This window comes from Klebsiella sp. BIGb0149 (assembly GCF_004362605.1).
GTDB classification, from domain to species: domain Bacteria; phylum Pseudomonadota; class Gammaproteobacteria; order Enterobacterales; family Enterobacteriaceae; genus Klebsiella; species Klebsiella terrigena.
Window position 1 is genome coordinate 69,375 of record NZ_SNYG01000010.1, and the last position, 21,951, is coordinate 91,325.

A 21,951-nucleotide genomic window follows, 5' to 3' on the forward strand; every position below is an offset into this window, starting at 1 on the left:
CTCCACCCCCGGCTTTTTTATGGGGGAGGAGACGGGAGGATGAGAGATTGCCTCTCACTGCGGGGGATGGCACGCCAAAGTCAATTTCGTGACGCAGGTTGCAAAAATAGCCGCCTTTTTATGTGCTCCACGCCCCAATACCGGCGTTTCTGCAAGCCAGATCACACAAACTACGGGTGGGGCGTAGACATGGGGAGGATGGAAAGGGGTTGTTAAAAAAGGAAACTCATCACCGTTAAGCCACCTAAGTGTATCCACGAGCACATCACCAAAAAGGACTGGTATATGAAAATCAAAACCGGCGCCCGCATCCTCGCGCTGTCAGCACTGACCACGATGATGTTTTCCGCCTCTGCCCTCGCCAAAATTGAAGAAGGTAAGCTGGTAATCTGGATTAACGGCGACAAGGGCTATAACGGCCTTGCTGAAGTGGGCAAAAAGTTTGAAAAAGACACCGGGATTAAGGTCTCCATCGAGCACCCGGATAAGCTGGAAGAGAAATTCCCGCAGGTTGCGGCAACCGGCGATGGCCCGGATATTATCTTCTGGGCACACGACCGCTTCGGCGGCTACGCGCAGTCCGGCCTGCTGGCCGAGATCTCCCCGGACAAAGCTTTCCAGGACAAACTCTATCCGTTTACCTGGGACGCGGTACGCTATAACGGCAAGCTGATCGCTTACCCAATCGCGGTTGAAGCGCTGTCGCTGATTTACAACAAAGACCTGGTTCCGAATCCGCCGAAAACCTGGGAAGAGATCCCGGCGCTGGATAAAACGCTGAAGGCGAAAGGTAAGAGCGCGCTGATGTTCAACCTGCAGGAACCGTACTTCACCTGGCCGCTGATCGCCGCCGACGGTGGCTACGCCTTCAAGCTTGAAAACGGCAAATATGATGTGAAAGACGTCGGCGTGGACAGCGCTGGCGCGAAAGCGGGTCTGACCTTCCTGGTCGATCTGATCAAGAACAAACACATGAATGCTGATACCGATTACTCCATCGCTGAAGCGGCGTTCAACAAGGGCGATACCGCGATGACCATCAACGGTCCGTGGGCGTGGGCCAACATCGATAAGAGCAAAATTAACTACGGCGTGACTCTGCTGCCAACCTTCAAAGGCAAGGCGTCTAAACCGTTCGTCGGCGTACTGAGCGCCGGTATCAACGCCGCCAGCCCGAACAAAGAGCTGGCGAAAGAGTTCCTCGAAAACTACCTGCTGACCGATCAGGGTCTGGATGAAGTGAACAAGGATAAACCGCTGGGCGCCGTTGCGCTGAAATCCTTCCAGGAGAAACTGGAAAAAGATCCGCGTATCGCCGCCACCATGGCGAACGCCCAGAAAGGCGAAATCATGCCGAACGTTCCGCAGATGTCCGCCTTCTGGTATGCCGTACGCACCGCGGTTATCAACGCAGCTAGCGGTCGTCAGACCGTCGATGCCGCGCTGAAAGACGCACAGGCTCGTATCACTAAGTAACCTGCTAGTCCCCTCCCCCTTCTCGGGAGCGGGTCAGGATCCCGGCCGGCAGCCGCCGCCCGATCCGGGCCCTCTCTCCTGAGGGGAGAGGGAGAACAAAATACGTTGTAGAGGATGATCCCCATGGATGTCGTTAAAAAGAAACACTGGTGGCAAAGCCCGCAGCTGACATGGTCTGTGATTGGCTTGCTGTGCCTGCTGGTGGGTTACCTTGTTGTTTTGATGTACGCCCAGGGGGAGTACCTGTTTGCCATCCTGACGCTGATTTTAAGCTCGGCTGGCCTGTATATCTTTTCCAACCGCAAGGCCTATGCCTGGCGCTATGTCTATCCGGGTCTCGCCGGGATGGGGCTGTTCGTCCTGTTTCCGCTGATCTGCACCATTGCTATCGCCTTCACCAACTACAGCAGCACCAACCAGCTGACCTTCGAGCGCGCTCAGGAAGTGCTGATGGACCGCTCCTTCCAGGCCGGCAAAGCCTACAACTTTTCGCTGTACCCGGCGGGAGATGAGTGGAAGCTGGCGCTGACCGACGGCGACAGCGGCAAGAATTACGTTTCCGACGCCTTTAAGCTCGGCGGTGAGCAGAAGCTGGCCCTGAAAGAGGCCGATGCGCAGCCGGAAGGCGAGCGCGCCAACCTGCGCGCGATCACCCAGAACCGTACCGCGCTGAACCAGCTGACCGCCGTGCTGCCAGACGACAGCAAGGTCATCATGAGCTCGCTGCGTCAGTTCTCCGGCACCCAGCCGCTGTATACGCTGGCGGCCGATGGCGAGCTGACCAACAACCAGAGCGGCGTCAAATACCGGCCGAACAACAAAGTCGGCTTCTATCAGTCCATCAACGCCGACGGCAGCTGGAGCAGCGAGAAGCTCAGCCCGGGCTACACCGTGAGCATTGGCTGGGATAACTTCACCCGCGTCTTTACCGATGAAGGGATCCAGAAGCCGTTCTTCGCCATCTTCGTCTGGACGGTGGTCTTCTCAATACTGACCGTTATTCTGACCGTCGCGGTCGGCATGATCCTCGCCTGCCTCGTGCAGTGGGAGTCCCTGAAAGGGAAAGCGATTTATCGCGTTCTGCTGATTCTGCCCTACGCGGTACCGTCGTTTATCTCGATTCTGATTTTCAAAGGGCTGTTCAACCAGAGCTTCGGTGAGATCAACATGATGCTCAGCGCGCTGTTCGGCATTAAGCCGGCCTGGTTTAGCGACCCGACCACCGCGCGTTCGATGATCGTTATCGTCAACACCTGGCTGGGCTACCCGTACATGATGATTCTGTGCATGGGCCTGCTGAAAGCCATTCCTGACGACCTGTACGAAGCGTCGGCAATGGACGGCGCCGGTCCGTTCCAGAACTTCTTTAAAATCACGCTGCCGCTGCTGATCAAGCCGCTTACGCCGCTGATGATCGCCAGCTTCGCCTTTAACTTTAACAACTTCGTGCTGATTCAGCTGTTAACCAACGGCGGTCCGGATCGCCTCGGCACCACCACGCCGGCCGGCTATACCGACCTGCTGGTGAGCTACACCTACCGCATCGCCTTCGAAGGCGGCGGCGGTCAGGACTTCGGCCTCGCGGCGGCTATCGCTACGCTGATCTTCCTGCTGGTAGGCGTGCTGGCGATTGTTAACCTGAAAGCCACACGAATGAAATTCGACTAACTGGAATGGCCAGGCGTCATTGACGCAGCCAGTTTAGGCCCGGCCAGCGCGCAAGAACCGGAGCGTACACGTAGTACGTGAGGATGATGAGCACTGCCCGGGTTCAAAATGGCAAGTGAGATAGCCTGGAGCGGTATCAAGGGGAATAAAAATATTATGGCTATGGTACAACCCAAATCTCAGAAGCTGCGTCTCTTCACCACGCACCTCCTGCTGCTCATTTTTATCGCGGCGATTATGTTCCCGCTGCTGATGGTTATCGCCATCTCCCTGCGCGAAGGTAACTTCGCCACCGGCAGCCTGATCCCGGATCAGATCTCCTGGGAACACTGGCGCCTGGCGCTCGGCTTTAGCGTTGAGCATGCGGACGGCCGCGTCACCCCGCCGCCGTTCCCGGTGCTGCTGTGGCTGTGGAACTCGGTGAAAGTTGCCGGGATCACCGCCATCGGTATCGTGGCGCTCTCCACTACCTGCGCCTACGCTTTCGCCCGTATGCGCTTCCCGGGCAAGGCCACCCTGCTGAAAGGGATGCTGATTTTCCAGATGTTCCCGGCGGTGCTGTCGCTGGTTGCCCTGTACGCCCTGTTTGACCGCCTCGGCCAGTATCTGCCGTTTGTCGGCCTCAACACCCACGGCGGCGTTATCTTCGCCTATATGGGCGGCATCGCGCTGCACGTCTGGACCATTAAAGGCTACTTCGAAACCATCGACGGTTCGCTGGAAGAAGCGGCCGCGCTGGACGGCGCGACGCCGTGGCAGGCCTTCCGTCTGGTTCTGCTGCCGCTGTCGGTGCCGATTCTGGCGGTGGTCTTTATTCTGTCGTTTATCGCCGCAATTACCGAAGTCCCGGTTGCGTCCCTGCTGCTGCGCGATGTAAACAGCTATACCCTGGCGGTTGGCATGCAGCAGTACCTCAACCCGCAGAACTACCTGTGGGGCGACTTTGCCGCGGCGGCGGTGCTCTCTGCTATCCCGATTACCGTGGTCTTCCTGCTGGCGCAGCGCTGGCTGGTGAACGGCCTGACGGCAGGCGGGGTGAAAGGTTAAGTTTCATCGTTATACCCGCCCCAAATTTCAGAGGAGGGACGGTGACTTAGTTGCTGTACACGAACCCCAACCGGGTACGGCAACTACCGCCCTCAGCTGAAAAAGTAAGGCAAATGCCACTGCTATCCTCAACTGGACCCTACATAAATTAAATTTGTGACTGTTGGTCAGCGGCCCTTGGAGGCCGCTTTTTTTTTATTCGCGTTTCAGGCGATTGGAGTTACACAGCCACAGCGTAATCACCAGCAGCAGGATCGCCGCGGAGTAGATCAGCACCGCCATCGGCGACTCGTGGTCAACGATTATCAGGCGCACAATCGCGGTAATACCGATGTAGACGAAATAGCGCAGCGGGAAATGAAAGCCCGACTCAAAGTACTTCACAATCAGCGCGATAAACTCGAAATAGAGAAAATAGACCACCAGCCCTTCTACCAGCTTGTACTTGCTCACCGGCTCCGGGGTAAACAGCACGTGCGCCAGATGGAAGGTCTCCTTGCCGAGAAAGACCACCAGAATCACGCCCAGGCACAGCAGCGCCAGATTCAGAACGGCCTGCATGGCCTTCGCAACAAAATTCACCAGCGGACGATAGACCGACGGCATATTCACACCTCTTATATTCATTGTTCCTGCGATCTGTATAACGCAAAAACGTGATCCAGATCGATATTATTCGTTAACTTTTTGCGTCCGTTGCGCCAAATGTAACAATCACTTGCCACACTGGCGGGTTAAAAAGGAGACAACCATGCTGACAATACGTACGGCGCAGCGGGAGGACGCAACCCTGCTCGGTGAAATGGGCAACGCCAGCTATCGCCACCACTTCACCCACCTCTGGCACAGAGCCAGCGAGCTGGAGCACTTTCTCCAGCAGGAGTATGCCGCCGAAGCCCTGCAGCGCAGCCTGGCCGAGGCAAACTGCCGCTGGCTGATTGCCGAAGCGCAGCGCCCGGTAGGATTCGCCAAATACGCGCATCACCAGCAAATTGAGCCCGATGGCCCGCAGGGCACCCTGCTGCATAAGCTCTATCTGCTGCCCGGCGAAACGGGGCATCGCTACGGCGAACGGCTTTTTAGCGCCGTCGAAGCGCGGGCCAAAGCCGAGGGCGAGCGCTGGCTGTGGCTGGAGGTGCTGGCCGCCAATAGCGGCGCCCGGCGCTTCTATGAACGCCAGGGCATGCGGCATCTTAAAGACACCGTCTTTCGCTCCGCCACCCAGCAGAGCACCATTCATATTCTGGCTAAACGAATCGGAGAGGAATGATGCCTACGCTTCGTGATACCGGCGTTCGCAACGTCGAAAGCGGTGAAAATGTGGTGATCTACCAGCCCGCTAACCTGTACGACTGTCGCCTCGGCGATAACGTCTTCGTCGGCCCTTTCGTCGAGATTCAGGGCAATACGTCGGTTGGCGCGGACACCAAAATCCAGTCCCATACCTTTATCTGCGAGTATGTGACCCTCGGCGAGCGCTGTTTTATCGGCCACGGGGTGATGTTTGCCAACGATATGTTTCGCGACGGTAAGCCCAACGCCGATCGCGAGAGCTGGGGAAGAATCGTGGTGGGCAACGATGTCTCTATCGGCAGCGGAGCCACCATTCTGGCGGTCAGCATCTGCGACGGCGCGGTGATCGGCGCGGGCAGCGTGGTCACCCGGTCGATTACCGAGAAAGGCGTGTGGGCGGGAAATCCGGCGAAATTATTGCGCCGTCTGCCATAAAAAATGCCGGCCCTGAGGCCGGCATTGAAGCGGATTAACGCTGATTACGCGCGCCAGGATTTATAGCGGTTAATCAGACCGTTGGTCGAGCTATCGTGGCTGCTGACGTCCGCGCCATCTTTCAGCTCCGGCAGAATGCGGTTAGCCAGCTGTTTACCCAGCTCAACGCCCCACTGGTCGAAGGTGAAGATGTTGAGGATCGCGCCCTGGGTGAAGATCTTATGCTCATACAGCGCAATCAGCGCGCCGAGGCTGAACGGGGTGATTTCACGCAGCAGGATCGAGTTAGTCGGGCGGTTACCTTCGAAGACTTTGAACGGCACCACGTGATCCAGCGTTGCCGGATCTTTACCCTGATCGCGATACTCCTGCTCAACCACGTCGCGCGATTTGCCGAACGCCAGCGCTTCGGTCTGCGCGAAGAAGTTGGACAGCAGTTTCGGATGGTGGTCAGAGAGCGGGTTGTGCGTTACCGCTGGCGCGATGAAATCGCACGGCACCATTTTGGTTCCCTGGTGGATCAGCTGGTAGAACGCATGCTGGCCGTTGGTACCCGGCTCACCCCAGATAATCGGGCCGGTCTGGTAGTCCACGGCGTTACCGCTGCGGTCAACGTATTTGCCGTTAGATTCCATGTTGCCCTGCTGGAAGTAGGCAGCAAAGCGGTGCATATACTGGTCGTACGGCAGAATCGCTTCGGTTTCTGCGCCGAAGAAGTTGTTGTACCAGACCCCGATCAGCGCCAGCAGCACCGGCAGGTTTTGCTCCGCCGGCGTGGTGGAGAAGTGTTTATCCATCGCGTGCGCGCCGGACAGCAGCTCAACGAAGTTGTCAAAACCAACGGAGAGGATGATCGACAGGCCGATCGCTGACCACAGAGAGTAGCGGCCGCCAACCCAATCCCAGAATTCAAACATGTTGGCGGTGTCGATACCAAACTCGCCCACCGCTTTGCCGTTGGTGGAGAGCGCCGCGAAGTGTTTCGCCACGTGTTTGTCATCGCCAGCCGTTGCCAGGAACCAGTCGCGTGCGCTGTGGGCGTTGGTCATCGTTTCCTGGGTGGTAAAGGTTTTTGATGCCACCAGGAACAGCGTCGTTTCCGGGTTCACGCCTTTCAGCACTTCCGCAATGTGGGTGCCGTCGACGTTGGAAACAAAGTGCATATTGAGGTGATTTTTGTACGGACGCAGCGCTTCGGTCACCATAAACGGACCGAGGTCGGAGCCGCCGATACCGATGTTAACCACATCGGTAATCGCCTTGCCGGTATAGCCTTTCCAGCTGCCGGAGATGATGGCTTCAGAGAAGGTTTTCATCTTCTCCAGCACCGCGTTGACTTCCGGCATCACATCTTTGCCGTCAACGATGATTGGGGTATTGCTCCGGTTGCGCAGCGCGACGTGCAGCACGGCACGGTCTTCGGTACGGTTGATTTTCTCGCCGGAGAACATCGATTTGATCGCGCCTGCCAGATCGGTCTCTTTGGCCAGATCCTGCAGTTTCGCCAGCGTCTCTTCGGTAATGCGGTTTTTGGAGAAATCCACCAGCATCAGATCGTCGAACGTTGCGGAAAACTTAGTAAAACGATCGCTATCGTTAGCGAAAAGCTCGCTGATAGTGACGTCTTTCATTTCATCAAAGTGTTTCTGTAGCGCCTGCCAGGCAGATGTCTGCGTTGGGTTGATGTTTTTCATGAGCAATACTCTTCTGATTTGAGAATTGTGACTGCGGTCGATTGTAGCGCCGGAGGCAAAAAATTGTGATGATTTTTGTGTTATGCCGTTGACGCGCGTCAGGAACAGGGTCAGATCAGGGTAAAAAACACTACCAGTATAGACACAAACGCGGGCAAAACGTCCCGCGACAGCGCGCGCGGGGATCCGCCCACGGGCGCCGGGCAAAGCGGCAGACTTTCGGCCACCGGGCGGCGGCCCGCCGGAGTGCGGCCGGGCTCATCATAAGGCTTTTTGCTGTTAATCGCCCGCGCATGAAAAATCCGCATAACCGCAGCGTTGACATACCCCCTCCGAAGCCTTTATATAGCTGCACTGCCTGCGTATTACCAGGTATGTATTGCTCGCGCATTTCACGCTACAGCGAAAGGGTATTGCAGGGGTATCGTGACCAGCACCCCAGGCAAAGTGAAAGACGTCGGTAATTGCCAGAAGAGGTGCGTTGCCCAGGTAACCGTATTGGAGGAACCAGTCCGGGGAAAATACGTGAGGGGGAGCAACGCCGAGGTGAAAGAGCGTCTGGTACGTTCATCACCGGCCACAGGGGCTGAATCCCCTGGGTTGTCACCAGAAACGTTCGCAGTCGGGCGTTTCATACTCAGGAACTGACGTAAAAGGTCGGGGAACGGGTCTACAAGGTGGAGCACTTCTGGGTGACATCGTAGCTGTTTATCCCTCTGCGCCCACCCTGTTTTTCGCTCTTCCCTTGTGCCATGGCTGAATAATTTGGCCTGGCTTATTAAGACATTTTATGACTGTTAGGTTGTGTCCAGCCCAAACCCAATCAGGAATCGTTTTAATAAGTCAGGCCCCCCTGACACGAGGTTGTTATGACAGATTTAGTTGTAGCCAAATTCGGCGGCACCAGCGTTGCCGATTTCGATGCCATGAACCGCAGCGTTGACGTTGCGATGATTGATGAAAACACTCGCGTAGTGGTGCTGTCCGCCTCTGCGGGTGTCACCAATCTTCTGGTTGCCTTAGCCGACGGGCTGGAACCCACCGAGCGTTTCGATAAGCTTGAGGCGCTGCGCCAGATTCAGTTCAATATTCTCGAACGCCTGCGCTACCCCAACGTGATTCGCGAAGAGATCGAGCGTCTGCTGGAGAATATCACCACCCTGGCGGAAGCCGCGGCGCTGGCAAGCTCGACGGCGCTGACCGATGAGCTGGTCAGCCACGGCGAACTGATGTCCACCCTGCTGTTTGTCGAAATCCTTCGCGAACGCGGCATTGCCGCCCAGTGGTTTGACGTGCGTAAAGTGATGCGCACCAGCGATCGCTTCGGCCGCGCCGAGCCCGATGTCGCCGCCCTGGCAGAGCTCACCCAGCTGCAGCTGACGCCGCGCCTTGCCGAAGGTCTGGTGGTCACCCAGGGCTTTATCGGTAGCGAAGCGAAAGGCCGCACCACCACCCTCGGCCGCGGAGGCAGTGATTACACCGCCGCCCTGCTGGGTGAAGCCCTTAACGCCAGCCGCGTCGATATCTGGACCGACGTCCCGGGCATCTACACCACCGACCCGCGCGTTGCCCCGGCGGCAAAACGCATCGACGTTATCGCCTTTGCCGAAGCCGCCGAAATGGCGACGTTTGGCGCCAAGGTGCTGCACCCGGCGACGCTGCTTCCCGCGGTGCGTAGCGATATTCCGGTCTTCGTGGGCTCCAGCAAAGAGCCGAAAGCCGGCGGCACCCTGGTGTGCAATAAAACCGAACACCCGCCGCTGTTCCGCGCGCTGGCGCTGCGCCGCCGCCAGACCCTGTTGACCCTGCACAGCCTGAATATGCTGCACTCCCGCGGCTTCCTCGCCGAAGTGTTCGGCATTCTGGCGCGCCATAATATCTCCGTGGATCTGATCACCACCTCAGAAGTCAGCATTGCCCTGACCATGGATACCACCGGCTCAACCTCCGCCACCGATACCCTGCTCACCCAGGCGCTGCTCACCGAGCTCTCCTCCCTGTGCCGCGTAGAGGTAGAGCAGGATCTGGCGCTGGTCGCCCTGATCGGCAACGATCTTTCGCGCGCCTGCGGCGTCGGCAAAGAGGTCTTCGGCGTGCTGGAGCCGTTCAACATTCGCATGATCTGCTACGGCGCATCCAGCCATAACCTCTGCTTCCTGGTGCCGGGGGCCGATGCTGAGAAGGTCGTGCAGAAGCTGCATCATAATTTGTTTGAATAATATTCCTCCACGCGATAAATATTACCTATAGCCGGGCTCGAACCCGGCTTTTTTATAACTATATCAACACAACCTACTCGTAATCGTTCAGGCAGCGGGCGCAGCCGGCCTGGAAGATGACGAGCCAATGGCAAGGAAAACAACATGCTCGCTATGCTGACACGGCTGTTCCCGCTCTGGGCGCTGCTGCTCTCCGTTCTGGCCTATTACACGCCGGGCACCTTTACTCCCATCGGCCCCTGGGTCACCACCCTGCTGATGCTCATCATGTTCGGGATGGGCGTCCACCTGAAGCTGGACGACTTTAAGCGCGTGCTGTCGCGCCCGGCGCCGGTTGCGGCGGGGATTTTTCTGCACTACCTGGTGATGCCGCTCGCCGCCTGGGCGCTGGCGCTGCTGTTCCGTATGCCGCCGGAGCTGTCGGCCGGGATGGTGCTGGTGGGCAGCGTTGCCAGCGGAACGGCGTCTAACGTGATGATCTACCTGGCGAAAGGCGATGTGGCGCTCTCGGTCACCATCTCTTCCGTCTCCACGCTGGTTGGCGTGGTGGCAACGCCGCTGCTGACGCGCCTGTACGTCGATGCGCATATTCAGGTCGACGTCGCGGGCATGCTGCTCAGCATCCTGCAAATCGTGGTTATCCCGATTGCGCTGGGGCTGATTATTCACCACCTGCTGCCGAAGGTGGTCAAGGCGGTCGAGCCGTTCCTGCCCGCGTTTTCCATGCTCTGCATTCTGGCGATCATCAGCGCCGTCGTCGCCGGCTCCGCTTCGCACATCGCCTCTGTAGGCCTGGTGGTGATTGTCGCGGTGATCTTGCATAACGCCATCGGGCTGCTCGGCGGCTACTGGGGCGGGCGTCTGTTTGGCTTTGATGAGTCGACCTGCCGCACGCTGGCCATTGAGGTGGGGATGCAAAACTCAGGACTGGCGGCGGCGCTGGGGAAAATCTACTTTGGTCCTCTTGCCGCCCTGCCCGGCGCGCTGTTCTCGGTCTGGCACAACCTTTCCGGATCGCTGCTGGCCGGCTACTGGTCCGCTAAGCCCACCGGGAAGAAAGAGAAGTAGCGCCCTGCCTTCACCGCCCGGACAGGCCGCTCGCCGCGCCTGTCCGGGCGTTTTCCCGTCCTCACTGCGCTTAGCGCGGTATCCAGACTGTCAGTCAACCCGGTATTGCCGTACACTGAATTATCGGCTGACTGAGGGTTCTACTATGGCACTTCCCCGCATTACGCAACAAGATATGACCGAACGCGAGCAGCGCGAGCTGAAAACGCTGCTTGACCGGGCGAGAATCGCGCACGGCCGTCTGCTGACCAACGCAGAAACCAACGCCGTAAAAAAAGAGTACATCGATAAGCTGATGGTGCTGCGCGAAGCTGAGGCAAAAAAGGCCCGCCAGTTAAAGAAAAAGCAGGCCTATAAACCCGACAGCGACGCGTCATTCTCCTGGTCGGCGAGCACGCCGACGCGCGGCAGACGCTAACGCCCCTTCTTTTTACGTCCCGGCTGGTTAAAACGTTTGCCGTTTGCCGCCGGGCGTCCTTTCTCGCTGCTCTTTTCCACGTTCACCACCGGGCGCTTGATGCCCGCCGTTTTCGGCTTCGCTTTCGCCTTCGGTTTGGCCTCAGAGGAGGAGTTCTCAATCAGCTTAAACAGCGCAACCAGCTCATCATCCGTCAGGTCGCGCCACTCGCCGAGGGGTAATCCCGACAGGCCGATATTCATAATTCGCGTGCGCTCAAGCTTCATGACCTCGTAGCCAAAGTGTTCGCACATCCGGCGAATCTGCCGGTTAAGCCCCTGAACCAGGGTAATGCGGAAGACGAACGGCGCTTCTTTTCTCACCTTGCACTTCTTCGTCACCGTGCCGAGAATCGGTACGCCCGCCCCCAGCCCGCGCACGAACTCGTCGGTCACCGGCTTATCGACGGTCACCAGGTACTCTTTTTCGTGATCGTTACCGGCGCGCAGGATCTTATTCACCAGATCGCCATGGTTGGTCAGGAAGATCAGTCCCTGAGAGTCCTTATCCAGTCGGCCGATCGGGAAAACGCGCTTGCTGTGGTTCACAAAATCGACGATGTTGTCGCGCTCGCTGTCCTCGGTGGTGCTGACGATCCCCACCGGTTTATTCAGCGCGATAAACACCAGATCTTCCGCCTCACGCGGCTCAATCAGCTGGCCGTTAACCTTCACGACATCGCCCGGGGCAACCTGATCGCCAATGGTCGCACGCTTGCCGTTGATGAAAACGTTGCCTTGTTCAATGTAGCGATCCGCCTCGCGACGCGAGCAAATGCCGCTTTCACTGATGTATTTGTTGAGTCGGGTTGATGAGTCGGGCAGCATAACGTCTCCTAAAAACACTTCATCCTTCAAGTTGTCTCCGTATTGGCCACGCTCACGCATCCCGGCCACATAGATTGCTATGCTCCCGGGCGCTCGCTCTCCTGCCGCCTCGATAAAACTTGAATGCTTTTATGTGTAAAACGAGAAATATACCTCAGCCGGCGGGCAATCGAAAATAATCGCGCACCGGCGCCCTGACGCTAAGTGTGATCTACCGCGTCTTTCGACACAAAAGTGTCCAGCGGAACCCTCTGCAATTTTGTCCGGCGAAAATAAACAGAATCAAGCGATTAGGTAATCTGGCACAAAGGTGCCGTCAGCCGGCGGGCTGACAATCAAATGTGCAATATAAACGCCCGACATCGCGCAATGAAATGGGGGAAAATTGCTTTGTAGTCGGCCGTTGATGGGGTTATATCAGATCAAGGCAGCAACAACGTGATTTGCACAAATGTGCAGGAGCCCGCAGATGACCACCGAAAATAGCGACGATATCCGCTTAATCGTGAAAATTGCCCAGCTCTACTACGAGCAGGACATGACCCAGGCACAGATCGCCCGCGAGCTGGGTATTTACCGCACCACGATCAGCCGTCTGCTAAAACGCGGCCGCGAGCAGGGTATCGTCACTATCGCCATCAACTATGACTACAACGAAAACCTGTGGCTGGAGCAGCAGCTGAAGCAAAAATTTGCCCTCAAGGAAGCGGTGGTGGCTTCCTGCAGCTCGGCGCAGGAGGAGGACCAGCTCAATACCGTCGGTCAGCATGGCGCTCAGCTGGTCGATCGGCTGCTGGAGCCCGGCGATATCATCGGCTTTTCCTGGGGACGCGCGGTGCGGGCGCTGGTCGAAACCCTGCCGCAGGCCAGCCAGTCGCGCCAGGCGATCTGCGTGCCGATTATCGGCGGCCCCTCCGGTAAGCTGGAGAGCCGCTACCACGTCAATACCCTGACCTATAGCGCGGCGGCGAAGCTGAAGGCCGAGTCGCACCTCGCCGACTTCCCGGCGCTGCTGGAAAATACCCTGATCCGCAACGGTATCATGCAGTCCAGGCACTTTCAGACCATCTCATCCTACTGGGACAATCTGGATGTTGCGCTGGTAGGGATCGGCTCACCGGCAATCCGCGATGGCGCGAACTGGCACGCATTTTACGGCAGCGAAGAGAGCGACGATCTCAACGCCCGCCACGTCGCCGGCGATATTTGCTCGCGCTTTTACGATATTAACGGCGGGATCGTTGAAACTAATATGAATGAAAAAACGCTCTCTATTGATATCGCCAGGCTCAAGCACGCGCGCTATTCGGTGGGCATCGCCATCGGCGAAGAAAAATATAGCGGGATCCTCGGTGCCCTGAACGGCGGCTACATTAATTGTCTGGTGACTAACCGAGAAACGGCTGAGCTATTGTTGAAATAAAACAATAATATCCATTCCCGCAGCCCGCGCTGCGCGGACTCCCTTTATCTAAATAACGAGAAGACGATAATGAAAACATGGCTAAACCTCAAAGATAAAATAATTATTGTCACCGGCGGCGCCTCCGGAATCGGCCTGGCCATCGTCGATGAATTAATTGAGCAAGGTGCCAACGTGCAAATGACGGATATTCACGGCGGCGATAAATATCGTAACGGTGAGAACTATAGGTTCTGGCCCACCGATATTTCCCGCGCCGACGAGGTGAACCACAGCGTCGAGCAAATTATTCAGCGCTGCGGACGTATTGACGGCCTGGTGAATAACGCCGGGGTTAATTTCCCCCGCCTGTTAGTGGATGAAAAGGCGCCCGCCGGCCGTTATGAGCTGAACGAAGCGGCCTTTGAGAAAATGGTCAACATTAACCAAAAAGGCGTCTTTTTAATGTCCCAGGCGGTCGCCCGGCAGATGGTGAGGCAGCGCGAAGGGGCGATCGTTAACGTCTCGTCAGAAAGCGGGCTGGAAGGCTCTGAGGGCCAGAGCTGCTATGCGGCCACCAAGGCGGCGCTGAATAGCTTCACCCGCTCATGGTCGAAGGAGCTGGGCAAACACGGTATCCGCGTGGTGGGCGTCGCGCCGGGCATTCTGGAAAAAACCGGGCTGCGCACGCCGGAGTATGAAGAAGCGCTGGCCTGGACCCGCGGCATCAGCGTTGAACAGCTGCGCGAAGGCTATAGCAAAAACGCCATTCCCATCGGCCGCTCCGGGCGCCTGAGCGAGGTGGCGGACTACGTTTGCTACCTGCTTTCAGAGCGTGCGAGCTATATAACCGGAGTAACCACTAACATCGCTGGCGGTAAAACCCGCGGTTAAGGAGATCCTATGGTCAACGCTATTTTTTGCGCTCACGGCCAGCTTGCCTGCGCCATGCTGGACTCCGTTCGTATGGTCTATGGCGACGTCAACGTCAGCGCCGTGGAGTTTGTCCCGGGAGAAAATGCCGGCGACATCGCCGCTAAGCTGGAAGAGTTAGTAAGCACTCACAGCAATGATGAGTGGCTGATTGCCGTCGATTTACAGTGCGGCAGCCCGTGGAATGCCGCGGCAGGGCTGGCAATGAAAAACCCGCTGCTGCGGGTGATCAGCGGCCTCTCTTTACCGCTGGCGCTGGAGCTGGTGGATAACCAGCAGGCCATGAGCGCCGACGCCCTGTGCGACCATTTGACCGCGATTGCCAGCCAGTGCTGCGTGGTCTGGCGGCTCCCGCAAACCGTTGAGGAGGATTTCTGATGAACATTACGCTCGCCCGCATCGATGACCGGCTGATCCACGGCCAGGTGACCACCGTCTGGTCCAAAGTGGCCAACGCTCAGCGCATTATTATCTGCAACGACGATGTTTATAACGACGAAGTGCGCCGGACCCTGCTCCGCCAGGCCGCGCCGCCGGGGATGAAGGTCAACGTCGTGAATCTCGAAAAAGCGGTTGCCGTTTATCATAATCCGCAATATCAAAATGAATCCGTTTTTTATTTATTTACCAATCCGCAAGATGTTTTAACAATGGTGCAGCAGGGGGTCAAAATAGCCACGCTAAATATCGGCGGCATGGCCTGGCGACCGGGCAAGAAACAGCTCACCAAAGCCGTTTCATTAGATCAAACGGATATCGATGCATTTCGCCAGCTGGACCAGCTCGGGGTTATTCTGGATTTACGCGTGGTGGCCTCCGATCCATCCATTAATATTCTCGACAAGCTCGCTCAGCAGTCCGTTACAGAATAAAGAACGCCTGTTTACTACCCTCCGTGGCGCAGGTGTTGCGGCGAAAAATAAATAAATCACCGTCAGCATAAATAACCACGTGACCGGTATGTGCCGTAACAGGCAGGGTTCCCTACACTTTAAAGGTTATAATTATGGAAATTAGTACCCTACAAATAATAGCCATATTTATTTTTTCCTGTATTGCCGGAATGGGCAGCGTGCTGGATGAATTCCAGACCCACCGCCCGTTAATCGCCTGTACGGTGATTGGTCTGATTCTCGGTGATTTAAAAACCGGAATTATGCTCGGCGGCACGCTGGAGCTGATCGCCCTCGGCTGGATGAACGTCGGCGCGGCGCAGTCTCCGGATTCAGCCCTGGCCAGCATCATTTCGGCCATTTTAGTCATCGTCGGCCAGCAAAGCATCGCGACCGGTATCGCCATCGCGCTGCCGGTTGCCGCAGCAGGACAGGTGCTGACCGTCTTTGCCCGCACCATTACGGTGGTCTTCCAGCACGCGGCGGATAAAGCCGCCGAAGAGGCCCGCTTTCGCACCATCGATCTGCTGCACGTCTCGGCGCTCGGCGTTCAGGCACTGCGCGTCGCCATCCCGGCGCTGGTGGTGTCGCTGTTCGTCAGCGCCGATATGGTCAGCAGCATGCTGAATGCCATTCCGGAATTCGTGACCCGCGGCCTGCAAATTGCCGGCGGTTTCATCGTCGTGGTCGGCTACGCCATGGTCCTGCGCATGATGGGCGTGAAATATCTGATGCCCTTCTTTTTCCTTGGTTTTCTTGCCGGCGGTTACCTCAACTTTAGCCTGCTGGCCTTCGGCGGCGTGGGGGTCATCATCGCGCTGATCTATATCCAGCTCAATCCGCAGTGGCGCAAGCCTGAACCCCAGGCTAGCGCCGCCTCTTCCACCGCCCTTGACCAACTTGACGACTAATGGAGCCGACCATGGAACAGAAAAAACTCACGCAAGGCGACCTGGTTAGCATGTTTCTGCGCTCCAACCTGCAGCAGGCCTCTTTTAACTTCGAACGTATTCATGGCCTGGGATTTTGCTACGACATGATCCCGGCGATCAAACGCCTCTACCCGCTGAAGGAGGATCAGGTTGCGGCCCTCAAGCGCCACCTGGTGTTCTTTAATACCACGCCCGCGGTTTGCGGACCGGTGCTGGGCGTCACCGCCGCGATGGAAGAGGCGCGCGCCAACGGCGCGGCGATTGACGATGGCGCGATTAACGGCATCAAGGTCGGGCTGATGGGGCCGCTGGCGGGGGTCGGCGACCCGCTGGTCTGGGGAACCCTGCGCCCGATTACCGCCGCGCTCGGCGCCTCGCTGGCGCTCTCCGGCAATATTCTTGGCCCGCTGCTGTTCTTCTTTATTTTCAACGCAGTACGTCTGGCTATGAAGTGGTACGGGCTGCAGCTTGGCTTCCGTAAAGGGGTCAATATCGTCAGCGATATGGGCGGCAACCTGCTGCAAAAACTCACCGAGGGCGCCTCAATCCTCGGCCTGTTTGTGATGGGCGTGCTGGTGACGAAGTGGACCACCATCAACGTGCCGCTGGTGGTTTCCCAAACCCCGGGCGCTGACGGCGCCACCGTCACCATGACCGTACAGAACATCCTCGACCAGCTTTGCCCGGGCCTGCTGGCGCTGGGGCTGACCCTGCTGATGGTGCGCCTGCTCAATAAGAAGGTGAACCCGGTCTGGCTCATCTTCGCCCTGTTCGGCCTCGGGATTATCGGTAACGCGCTGGGCTTCCTGTCCTGATCTTTCGCCCCGGCGCTGCCGTCGGGGCGGCTTCAATAAACTAACCCCGCAAGAGTAAGGGGATGAGGTGGTAAACATGAAAACTACGGCTCTACGTCTGTATGGTAAACGCGATCTGCGTCTGGAAACTTTCGAACTCCCGCCGATGGGGGATGATGAGATTCTCGCCCGGGTGGTCACCGACAGCCTGTGTCTCTCCTCATGGAAAGAGGCCAATCAGGGCGAAGACCACAAAAAGGTCCCGGACGACGTTGCGCTCAATCCGATCGTCATCGGGCATGAGTTTTGCGGCGAAATCCTCGCGGTCGGCAAAAAGTGGCAGCACAAATTCCACCCCGGCCAGCGCTACGTGATTCAGGCCAACCTGCAGCTGCCGGATCGCCCGGATTGTCCCGGCTACTCCTTCCAGTGGATCGGCGGCGAAGCCACCCACGTGGTGATCCCCGACGAGGTGATGACCCAGGACTGCCTGCTCCCCTGGGAGGGCGATACCTGGTTTGAAGGCTCGCTGGTCGAGCCGCTCTCCTGCGTTATTGGCGCCTTCAACGCCAACTATCACCTGCAGGAAGGCACCTATAACCATACGATGGGCATCCGGCCGCAGGGGCGCACCCTGATCCTCGGCGGCACCGGCCCGATGGGCCTGCTGGCCATTGACTATGCCCTGCACGGCCCGATCAACCCCTCTCTGCTGGTAGTCACCGACACCAATAAGCCCAAGCTGAGCTACGCCCGTCGGCACTATCCTTCAGAGCCGCAAACCCTGATCCACTACCTCGACGGCCATGACGCCAGTCGGGAGACGCTGATGGCGCTGACCGGCGGCCACGGGTTTGACGATATTTTCGTTTTCGTACCGAAAGAGGAGCTGATTACCCTGGCCTCCTCGCTGCTGGCCGCAGACGGCTGCCTGAACTTCTTCGCTGGCCCGCAGGATAAACAGTTTAGCGCGCCGGTTAACTTTTACGACGTCCACTACGCCTTTACCCACTACGTCGGCACCTCCGGGGGCAACACTGACGATATGCGCGCCGCCGTGGCGCTGATGCAGGAGAAAAAGGTGCAGACGGCGAAGGTGGTAACCCATATTCTTGGGCTCAACGCTGCGGGCGAAACCACCCTCGATTTACCGGCCGTCGGCGGCGGCAAGAAGCTGGTTTATACCGGAAAATCGATCCCGCTGACGCCGCTGGGCAGCATTGCCGATCCGGCGCTGGCGGCAATTATGGAGCGCCATCACGGGATCTGGTCCGGCGAAGCCGAGCAGTATCTGCTGGCCCACGCGGAGGATATTACCCATGATTAATCGCGATACTCAGCTCTGCATGTCGCTGGCCAGCCGCCCGGGCAACTTCGGCACCCGTTTTCATAACTACCTCTATGAAAAGCTGGGGCTAAACTACATCTACAAAGCCTTTACGACGCAGGATATTGCGGCGGCGGTACAAGGCGTTCGGGCGTTGGGCATTCGCGGCTGCGCGGTATCCATGCCGTTCAAAGAGAGCTGCATGCCGTTTCTCGACGCTATCGACCCTTCTGCAAAGGTGATTGATTCAGTCAATACCATCGTCAACGATAGCGGCAGGCTGACCGGCCTCAACACCGACTATATCGCGGTGAAAAGCCTGATCGACAGCCACAGTCTGCCGCGCACGGCGAAGGTGATGATTCAGGGCAGCGGCGGCATGGCGAAGGCGGTCATCGCCGCGTTTCGCGACGCTGGCTTCCGCGATGTCATTATCGCCGCCCGCAATCGCGATAGCGGCCTGGCGCTGGCAAAACAGTACGGCTTCCAGTGGCAGCCGCAGCCTGAGGGGATCGCGGCGGCTATCCTGGTCAACGTCACCCCTCTCGGCATGGCGGGCGGAGAGTACGCCGAGACGCTGGCCTTCAGCCAGGCCATGGTGGAGGGTGCTGACGTGGTGTTCGACGTGGTGGCCCTGCCGCCGGAGACGCCGCTGATCCGCCTGGCGCAGCGGCTGGAAAAACGCACCATCAGCGGCGCGGAGGTGATTGCCCTGCAGGCGGTAGAGCAGTTTGTGCTGTACACCGGCGTGCGCCCGGACGAGGCGCTGGTTAACGAAGCGGCGGCGTTTGCCCGCGCGGGCTAAGCGCCCGCATCGCCCGGAGATAGCCGGGTCGTGATGCGCAGGTTGCGGCAGCGTGGCGTGCCGCAACCTGACAACATCGTGAGCCACGTCAGCGAGCGCAGGGGCAAGCGGTGGTAGGATCGCCAGCCGACTTTGTCATTTATGGCCAGACCATAGACGTTCAGGCACAGCGGCGCGTTTTGCGGCTCTGCCGCCGCGCAAACGGCCTGAATGACGGTGGTTATCACGGAGAAAAGATGGAACTACTGCTACTGAGTAACTCAACCCTGCCCGGCAAGGCATGGCTGGAACATGCGCTGCCGGTCATTTCCGGGCAGCTGAACGGCCGCCGTTCGGCGGTGTTTATCCCTTTCGCCGGCGTCACGCAGACCTGGGATGATTACACGGCAAAAACCGCCGCGGTCTTTGCCCCTCTGGGCGTGAGCGTCACGGGCATTCACAGCGTCGCGGATCCCATCGCGGCGATTGAGACCGCCGACGTGGTCATCGTCGGCGGCGGTAATACCTTCCAGCTGCTCAAAGAGTGCCGCACGCGCGGCCTGCTGGCGCCAATCGTTGACGTGGTCAGGCGCGGCGCGCTGTATATCGGCTGGAGCGCCGGCGCCAATCTCGCCTGCCCGACCATCCGCACCACCAACGATATGCCGATCGTTGACCCGCAGGGGTTTGACGCCCTGGGGCTGTTCCCGCTGCAGATTAACCCCCACTTCACCAACGCTCTGCCGGAAGGACACCAGGGCGAAACCCGCGAACAGCGGATCCGCGAGCTGCTGGTGGTGGCGCCGGAGCTGGTGATTATTGGTTTACCGGAAGGGAACTGGATTCAGGTTGCACAGGGACACGCCACCCTCGGTGGCCCGAACCCAACGCTGGTGTTTACTGCCGGAAAAGACGCGGTTTCCGTCGCCGCCGGCCACCGGTTTTAACCGCCTTCCCCTCTCCCCGGCGGGGAGCGGGGAAGGCTTGCGCAGCGCCTGCGGGATTTCCCCGGGGCGCTGCGGCCGGCGCGGCCTTAGCGCTTAATAATCATCCCGCTCGTCATCTTCGTCAGGCTGCTCCATCACGCTGTAGGCGACCGAACAGAACAGCGAGTTGAGACGCTTCATATCGCCCAGCAGCCCCAGATGCAGCGAGCTGGTTTCAATGCTCTGCACGTTCTGCTGGTGCAGGCGGTCGACGTGCGCGTGCGCGTAGCGGCGGTTCATGATGCGAAAACGATGCTTGTTGCGGCGCAGGCGCCGGGCGCTCGGGACGTCGCTGGAGAAGAAGACCGACATCGCCAGCTGGAGGTTACTCAGCAGCTGATCGTACAGGCCGTCGAGCTCCTTCAACCCTTCAACGGAGAAGGCCCGCCGCGCGGCCAGCGACTTATCGGCAATTTCGCTGCCCATTCTCTCCACGATATCGGAAGCCTGCTCGAGGTTGAGCGCCATTTCGATAATCTCCGCCCAGCGGCGTGACTCCTCTTCGGCGAGCTCATCTTTCGGCATCCGCGCCAGATAGAGCTTGATAGCGGTATAGAGCACGTTGATGTCGTCCGCCAGCCGACGCAGCGCCTTCTCCTCCCGCGGCTCGCCGTGCATCACCTTGCGCAGACCGTCCAGCATCTGCTCCATGGCGTCGCCAATGCGCAGCGTCTCACGCGCGGCGTTGGCCAGCGCCAGGGCCGGCGTATCCAGCGCCGAGGGATCCAGATGCTTCGGCTTCAGGTGCAGGTCCTGCTCGGGCTCTTCCTGAATCAGGCGCCTGCACAGCCGGGCCATCGGCTCCGCGAACGGCACCATCGCCACGCAGCGGATCAGGTTGTAGAAGACGTGGAAGTAAATCACCAGCTCCGCTTCCGGTAACGGTAGCTTGTGCATCGCATCGGCCAGCAGGTGGACAAAAGGCAGGATAATCAGGCTGCCCACCAGCTTAAACAGCAGGCTGCCCAGCGCAACGCGGCGCGCGGCGGCGTTGGCGGCGCTGTTGTTGATCATCGCCAGGATCCCGGAGCCGAGGTTCGCGCCGATGACCAGGCACAGAGCGACCGGAAACGAAATCACGCCGGTGGAGGTAAGCGTTGCGGTTAACAGCACCGCCGCGAGGCTGGAGTAGCTCACTATCGCGAACATGGCGCCAATCAGCGCATCCAGCATGATATCGCCGGTCAGCGAGGCGAATATCACCTGCACGCCGTTGGCCTGGGTGATGGGGTGCACCGCCTGCACGATCAGCTCCAGCGCCAGTAAAATCAGCCCCAGCCCGATACCGACCCGTCCCAGCTGGCCCGCGCGGGTCTGCTTGCGGCCAAGGAAGAAAATCACGCCGATAAAAATCAGCAGCGGCGAGAGCCATGAGAGGTCGAAGGTCAGCACCCTCGCCATCAGCGCGGTCCCCACGTCGGCGCCCAGCACAATCACCAGCGCCGGGGCCAGCGCGACCAGGTCCTGGGCGACAAACGAGGTGACCAGCATGGTGGTAGCGTTGCTGCTCTGGACCAGAGCCGTAACGCCAATACCGGCGCAGAAGGCGAGCGGTTTTTTCTCGACGCTACTGCTGAGGACGGAACGCAGGCGTGCGCCATAGACGCGCATCACCCCGGTACGAACGATATGGGTGCCCCAAACCAGCAGGGCGACGGCAGAAAGCAGGTGCAGCAGAGTTAACACGGATTCTTGTTCTCCTTATTACCCGACGGA

The 21,951-nt window shown here is 58.6% G+C and carries 21 protein-coding genes and 1 riboswitch; of the genes, 17 read left to right on the forward strand and 4 right to left on the reverse strand.

Annotated elements, in window-relative coordinates; translation table 11 throughout:
- The first annotated feature begins 285 nt into the window (after positions 1-285).
- From malE to malG, 3 genes are all read left to right on the forward strand, one after another.
- Positions 286-1,476 (forward strand): maltose/maltodextrin ABC transporter substrate-binding protein MalE, encoded by a 1,191-nt coding sequence (gene malE / locus EDF75_RS25075; protein WP_123710012.1) that lies wholly within the window; start codon positions 286-288, stop codon positions 1,474-1,476.
- Between the two features lie 123 nt (positions 1,477-1,599).
- The gene (malF, locus tag EDF75_RS25080; RefSeq protein ID WP_123710013.1) at positions 1,600-3,144 is read left to right on the forward strand and encodes a maltose ABC transporter permease MalF; all 1,545 of its coding nucleotides are present in this window, start codon (positions 1,600-1,602) and stop codon (positions 3,142-3,144) included.
- Positions 3,145-3,300: 156 nt separating this feature from the next.
- A complete protein-coding gene (gene malG / locus EDF75_RS25085) occupies positions 3,301-4,191 on the forward strand; it encodes a maltose ABC transporter permease MalG (protein ID WP_041143584.1) in 891 nt (296 codons plus the stop codon).
- A 195-nt stretch (positions 4,192-4,386) separates the two neighbouring features.
- On the opposite strand, the gene psiE is transcribed toward malG, so the two are convergent.
- Positions 4,387-4,797, reverse strand: a complete 411-nt coding sequence (gene psiE / locus EDF75_RS25090) for a phosphate-starvation-inducible protein PsiE (RefSeq protein WP_045853514.1) — start codon at positions 4,795-4,797, stop codon at positions 4,387-4,389.
- A gap of 145 nt (positions 4,798-4,942) precedes the next feature.
- Between psiE and EDF75_RS25095 the strand changes: the two genes are divergently transcribed.
- Together EDF75_RS25095 and EDF75_RS25100 are read left to right on the forward strand one after the other, a co-directional pair.
- A complete protein-coding gene (locus EDF75_RS25095; protein WP_133601258.1) occupies positions 4,943-5,461 on the forward strand; it encodes a GNAT family N-acetyltransferase in 519 nt (172 codons plus the stop codon).
- Complete coding sequence (locus tag EDF75_RS25100) at positions 5,461-5,919, forward strand: acyltransferase (RefSeq protein WP_041143581.1); 459 nt, start codon at positions 5,461-5,463, stop codon at positions 5,917-5,919. Before EDF75_RS25095 ends, EDF75_RS25100 begins: the two co-directional genes overlap by 1 nt.
- A gap of 44 nt (positions 5,920-5,963) precedes the next feature.
- On the opposite strand, the gene pgi is transcribed toward EDF75_RS25100, so the two are convergent.
- Positions 5,964-7,613 carry a glucose-6-phosphate isomerase gene (gene pgi / locus EDF75_RS25105; RefSeq protein WP_133601259.1) on the reverse strand — a complete coding sequence of 550 codons (1,650 nt, stop codon included), beginning with the start codon at positions 7,611-7,613 and terminating at the stop codon, positions 5,964-5,966.
- Between the two features lie 463 nt (positions 7,614-8,076).
- Positions 8,077-8,309, forward strand: a riboswitch (Lysine riboswitch).
- Positions 8,310-8,482: 173 nt separating this feature from the next.
- Between pgi and lysC the strand changes: the two genes are divergently transcribed.
- The 3 genes from lysC (at position 8,483) to EDF75_RS25125 (ending at position 11,318) form a co-directional block, all read left to right on the forward strand.
- Complete coding sequence (lysC, locus tag EDF75_RS25115; protein ID WP_133601260.1) at positions 8,483-9,832, forward strand: lysine-sensitive aspartokinase 3; 1,350 nt, start codon at positions 8,483-8,485, stop codon at positions 9,830-9,832.
- A 144-nt stretch (positions 9,833-9,976) separates the two neighbouring features.
- Complete coding sequence (panS, locus tag EDF75_RS25120) at positions 9,977-10,900, forward strand: ketopantoate/pantoate/pantothenate transporter PanS (RefSeq protein WP_133601261.1); 924 nt, start codon at positions 9,977-9,979, stop codon at positions 10,898-10,900.
- Positions 10,901-11,045: 145 nt separating this feature from the next.
- Positions 11,046-11,318 carry a YjbD family protein gene (locus EDF75_RS25125; RefSeq protein WP_041143578.1) on the forward strand — a complete coding sequence of 91 codons (273 nt, stop codon included), beginning with the start codon at positions 11,046-11,048 and terminating at the stop codon, positions 11,316-11,318.
- On the opposite strand, the gene rluF is transcribed toward EDF75_RS25125, so the two are convergent.
- Entirely contained in the window at positions 11,315-12,184 is an 870-nt protein-coding gene (gene rluF / locus EDF75_RS25130; protein ID WP_041143577.1) for a 23S rRNA pseudouridine(2604) synthase RluF, read from the reverse strand. The two genes, EDF75_RS25125 and rluF, sit on opposite strands and share 4 nt — an antisense overlap.
- A gap of 469 nt (positions 12,185-12,653) precedes the next feature.
- On the opposite strand from rluF, the gene EDF75_RS25135 reads away from it, so the two are divergent.
- The 9 genes from EDF75_RS25135 (at position 12,654) to pepE (ending at position 20,196) form a co-directional block, all read left to right on the forward strand.
- Entirely contained in the window at positions 12,654-13,607 is a 954-nt protein-coding gene (locus tag EDF75_RS25135; RefSeq protein WP_133601262.1) for a sugar-binding transcriptional regulator, read from the forward strand.
- A gap of 69 nt (positions 13,608-13,676) precedes the next feature.
- Positions 13,677-14,480 (forward strand): SDR family oxidoreductase, encoded by an 804-nt coding sequence (locus EDF75_RS25140; RefSeq protein ID WP_133601263.1) that lies wholly within the window; start codon positions 13,677-13,679, stop codon positions 14,478-14,480.
- Between the two features lie 9 nt (positions 14,481-14,489).
- Positions 14,490-14,897, forward strand: coding sequence for a mannose/fructose/sorbose PTS transporter subunit IIA (locus EDF75_RS25145; protein WP_133601264.1), 408 nt, complete (start codon positions 14,490-14,492; stop codon positions 14,895-14,897).
- Entirely contained in the window at positions 14,897-15,391 is a 495-nt protein-coding gene (locus EDF75_RS25150; RefSeq protein WP_041143573.1) for a PTS sugar transporter subunit IIB, read from the forward strand. Before EDF75_RS25145 ends, EDF75_RS25150 begins: the two co-directional genes overlap by 1 nt.
- Before the next feature lie 134 nt (positions 15,392-15,525).
- The gene (locus EDF75_RS25155) at positions 15,526-16,323 is read left to right on the forward strand and encodes a PTS mannose/fructose/sorbose transporter subunit IIC (protein ID WP_041143572.1); all 798 of its coding nucleotides are present in this window, start codon (positions 15,526-15,528) and stop codon (positions 16,321-16,323) included.
- 11 nt (positions 16,324-16,334) lie between these two features.
- Positions 16,335-17,159, forward strand: coding sequence for a PTS system mannose/fructose/sorbose family transporter subunit IID (locus tag EDF75_RS25160; RefSeq protein WP_041143571.1), 825 nt, complete (start codon positions 16,335-16,337; stop codon positions 17,157-17,159).
- A 76-nt stretch (positions 17,160-17,235) separates the two neighbouring features.
- Positions 17,236-18,465 carry an L-sorbose 1-phosphate reductase gene (gene sorE / locus EDF75_RS25165; RefSeq protein ID WP_133601265.1) on the forward strand — a complete coding sequence of 410 codons (1,230 nt, stop codon included), beginning with the start codon at positions 17,236-17,238 and terminating at the stop codon, positions 18,463-18,465.
- On the forward strand, positions 18,458-19,270 hold the full coding sequence (locus tag EDF75_RS25170; RefSeq protein ID WP_133601266.1) for a shikimate 5-dehydrogenase: 813 nt from the start codon (positions 18,458-18,460) through the stop codon (positions 19,268-19,270). Before sorE ends, EDF75_RS25170 begins: the two co-directional genes overlap by 8 nt.
- A 236-nt stretch (positions 19,271-19,506) precedes the next feature.
- Entirely contained in the window at positions 19,507-20,196 is a 690-nt protein-coding gene (pepE, locus tag EDF75_RS25175) for a dipeptidase PepE (RefSeq protein WP_133601267.1), read from the forward strand.
- Positions 20,197-20,289: 93 nt separating this feature from the next.
- On the opposite strand, the gene EDF75_RS25180 is transcribed toward pepE, so the two are convergent.
- Positions 20,290-21,921 carry a Na/Pi cotransporter family protein gene (locus tag EDF75_RS25180; RefSeq protein WP_133601268.1) on the reverse strand — a complete coding sequence of 544 codons (1,632 nt, stop codon included), beginning with the start codon at positions 21,919-21,921 and terminating at the stop codon, positions 20,290-20,292.
- Positions 21,922-21,951: the final 30 nt, after the last annotated feature.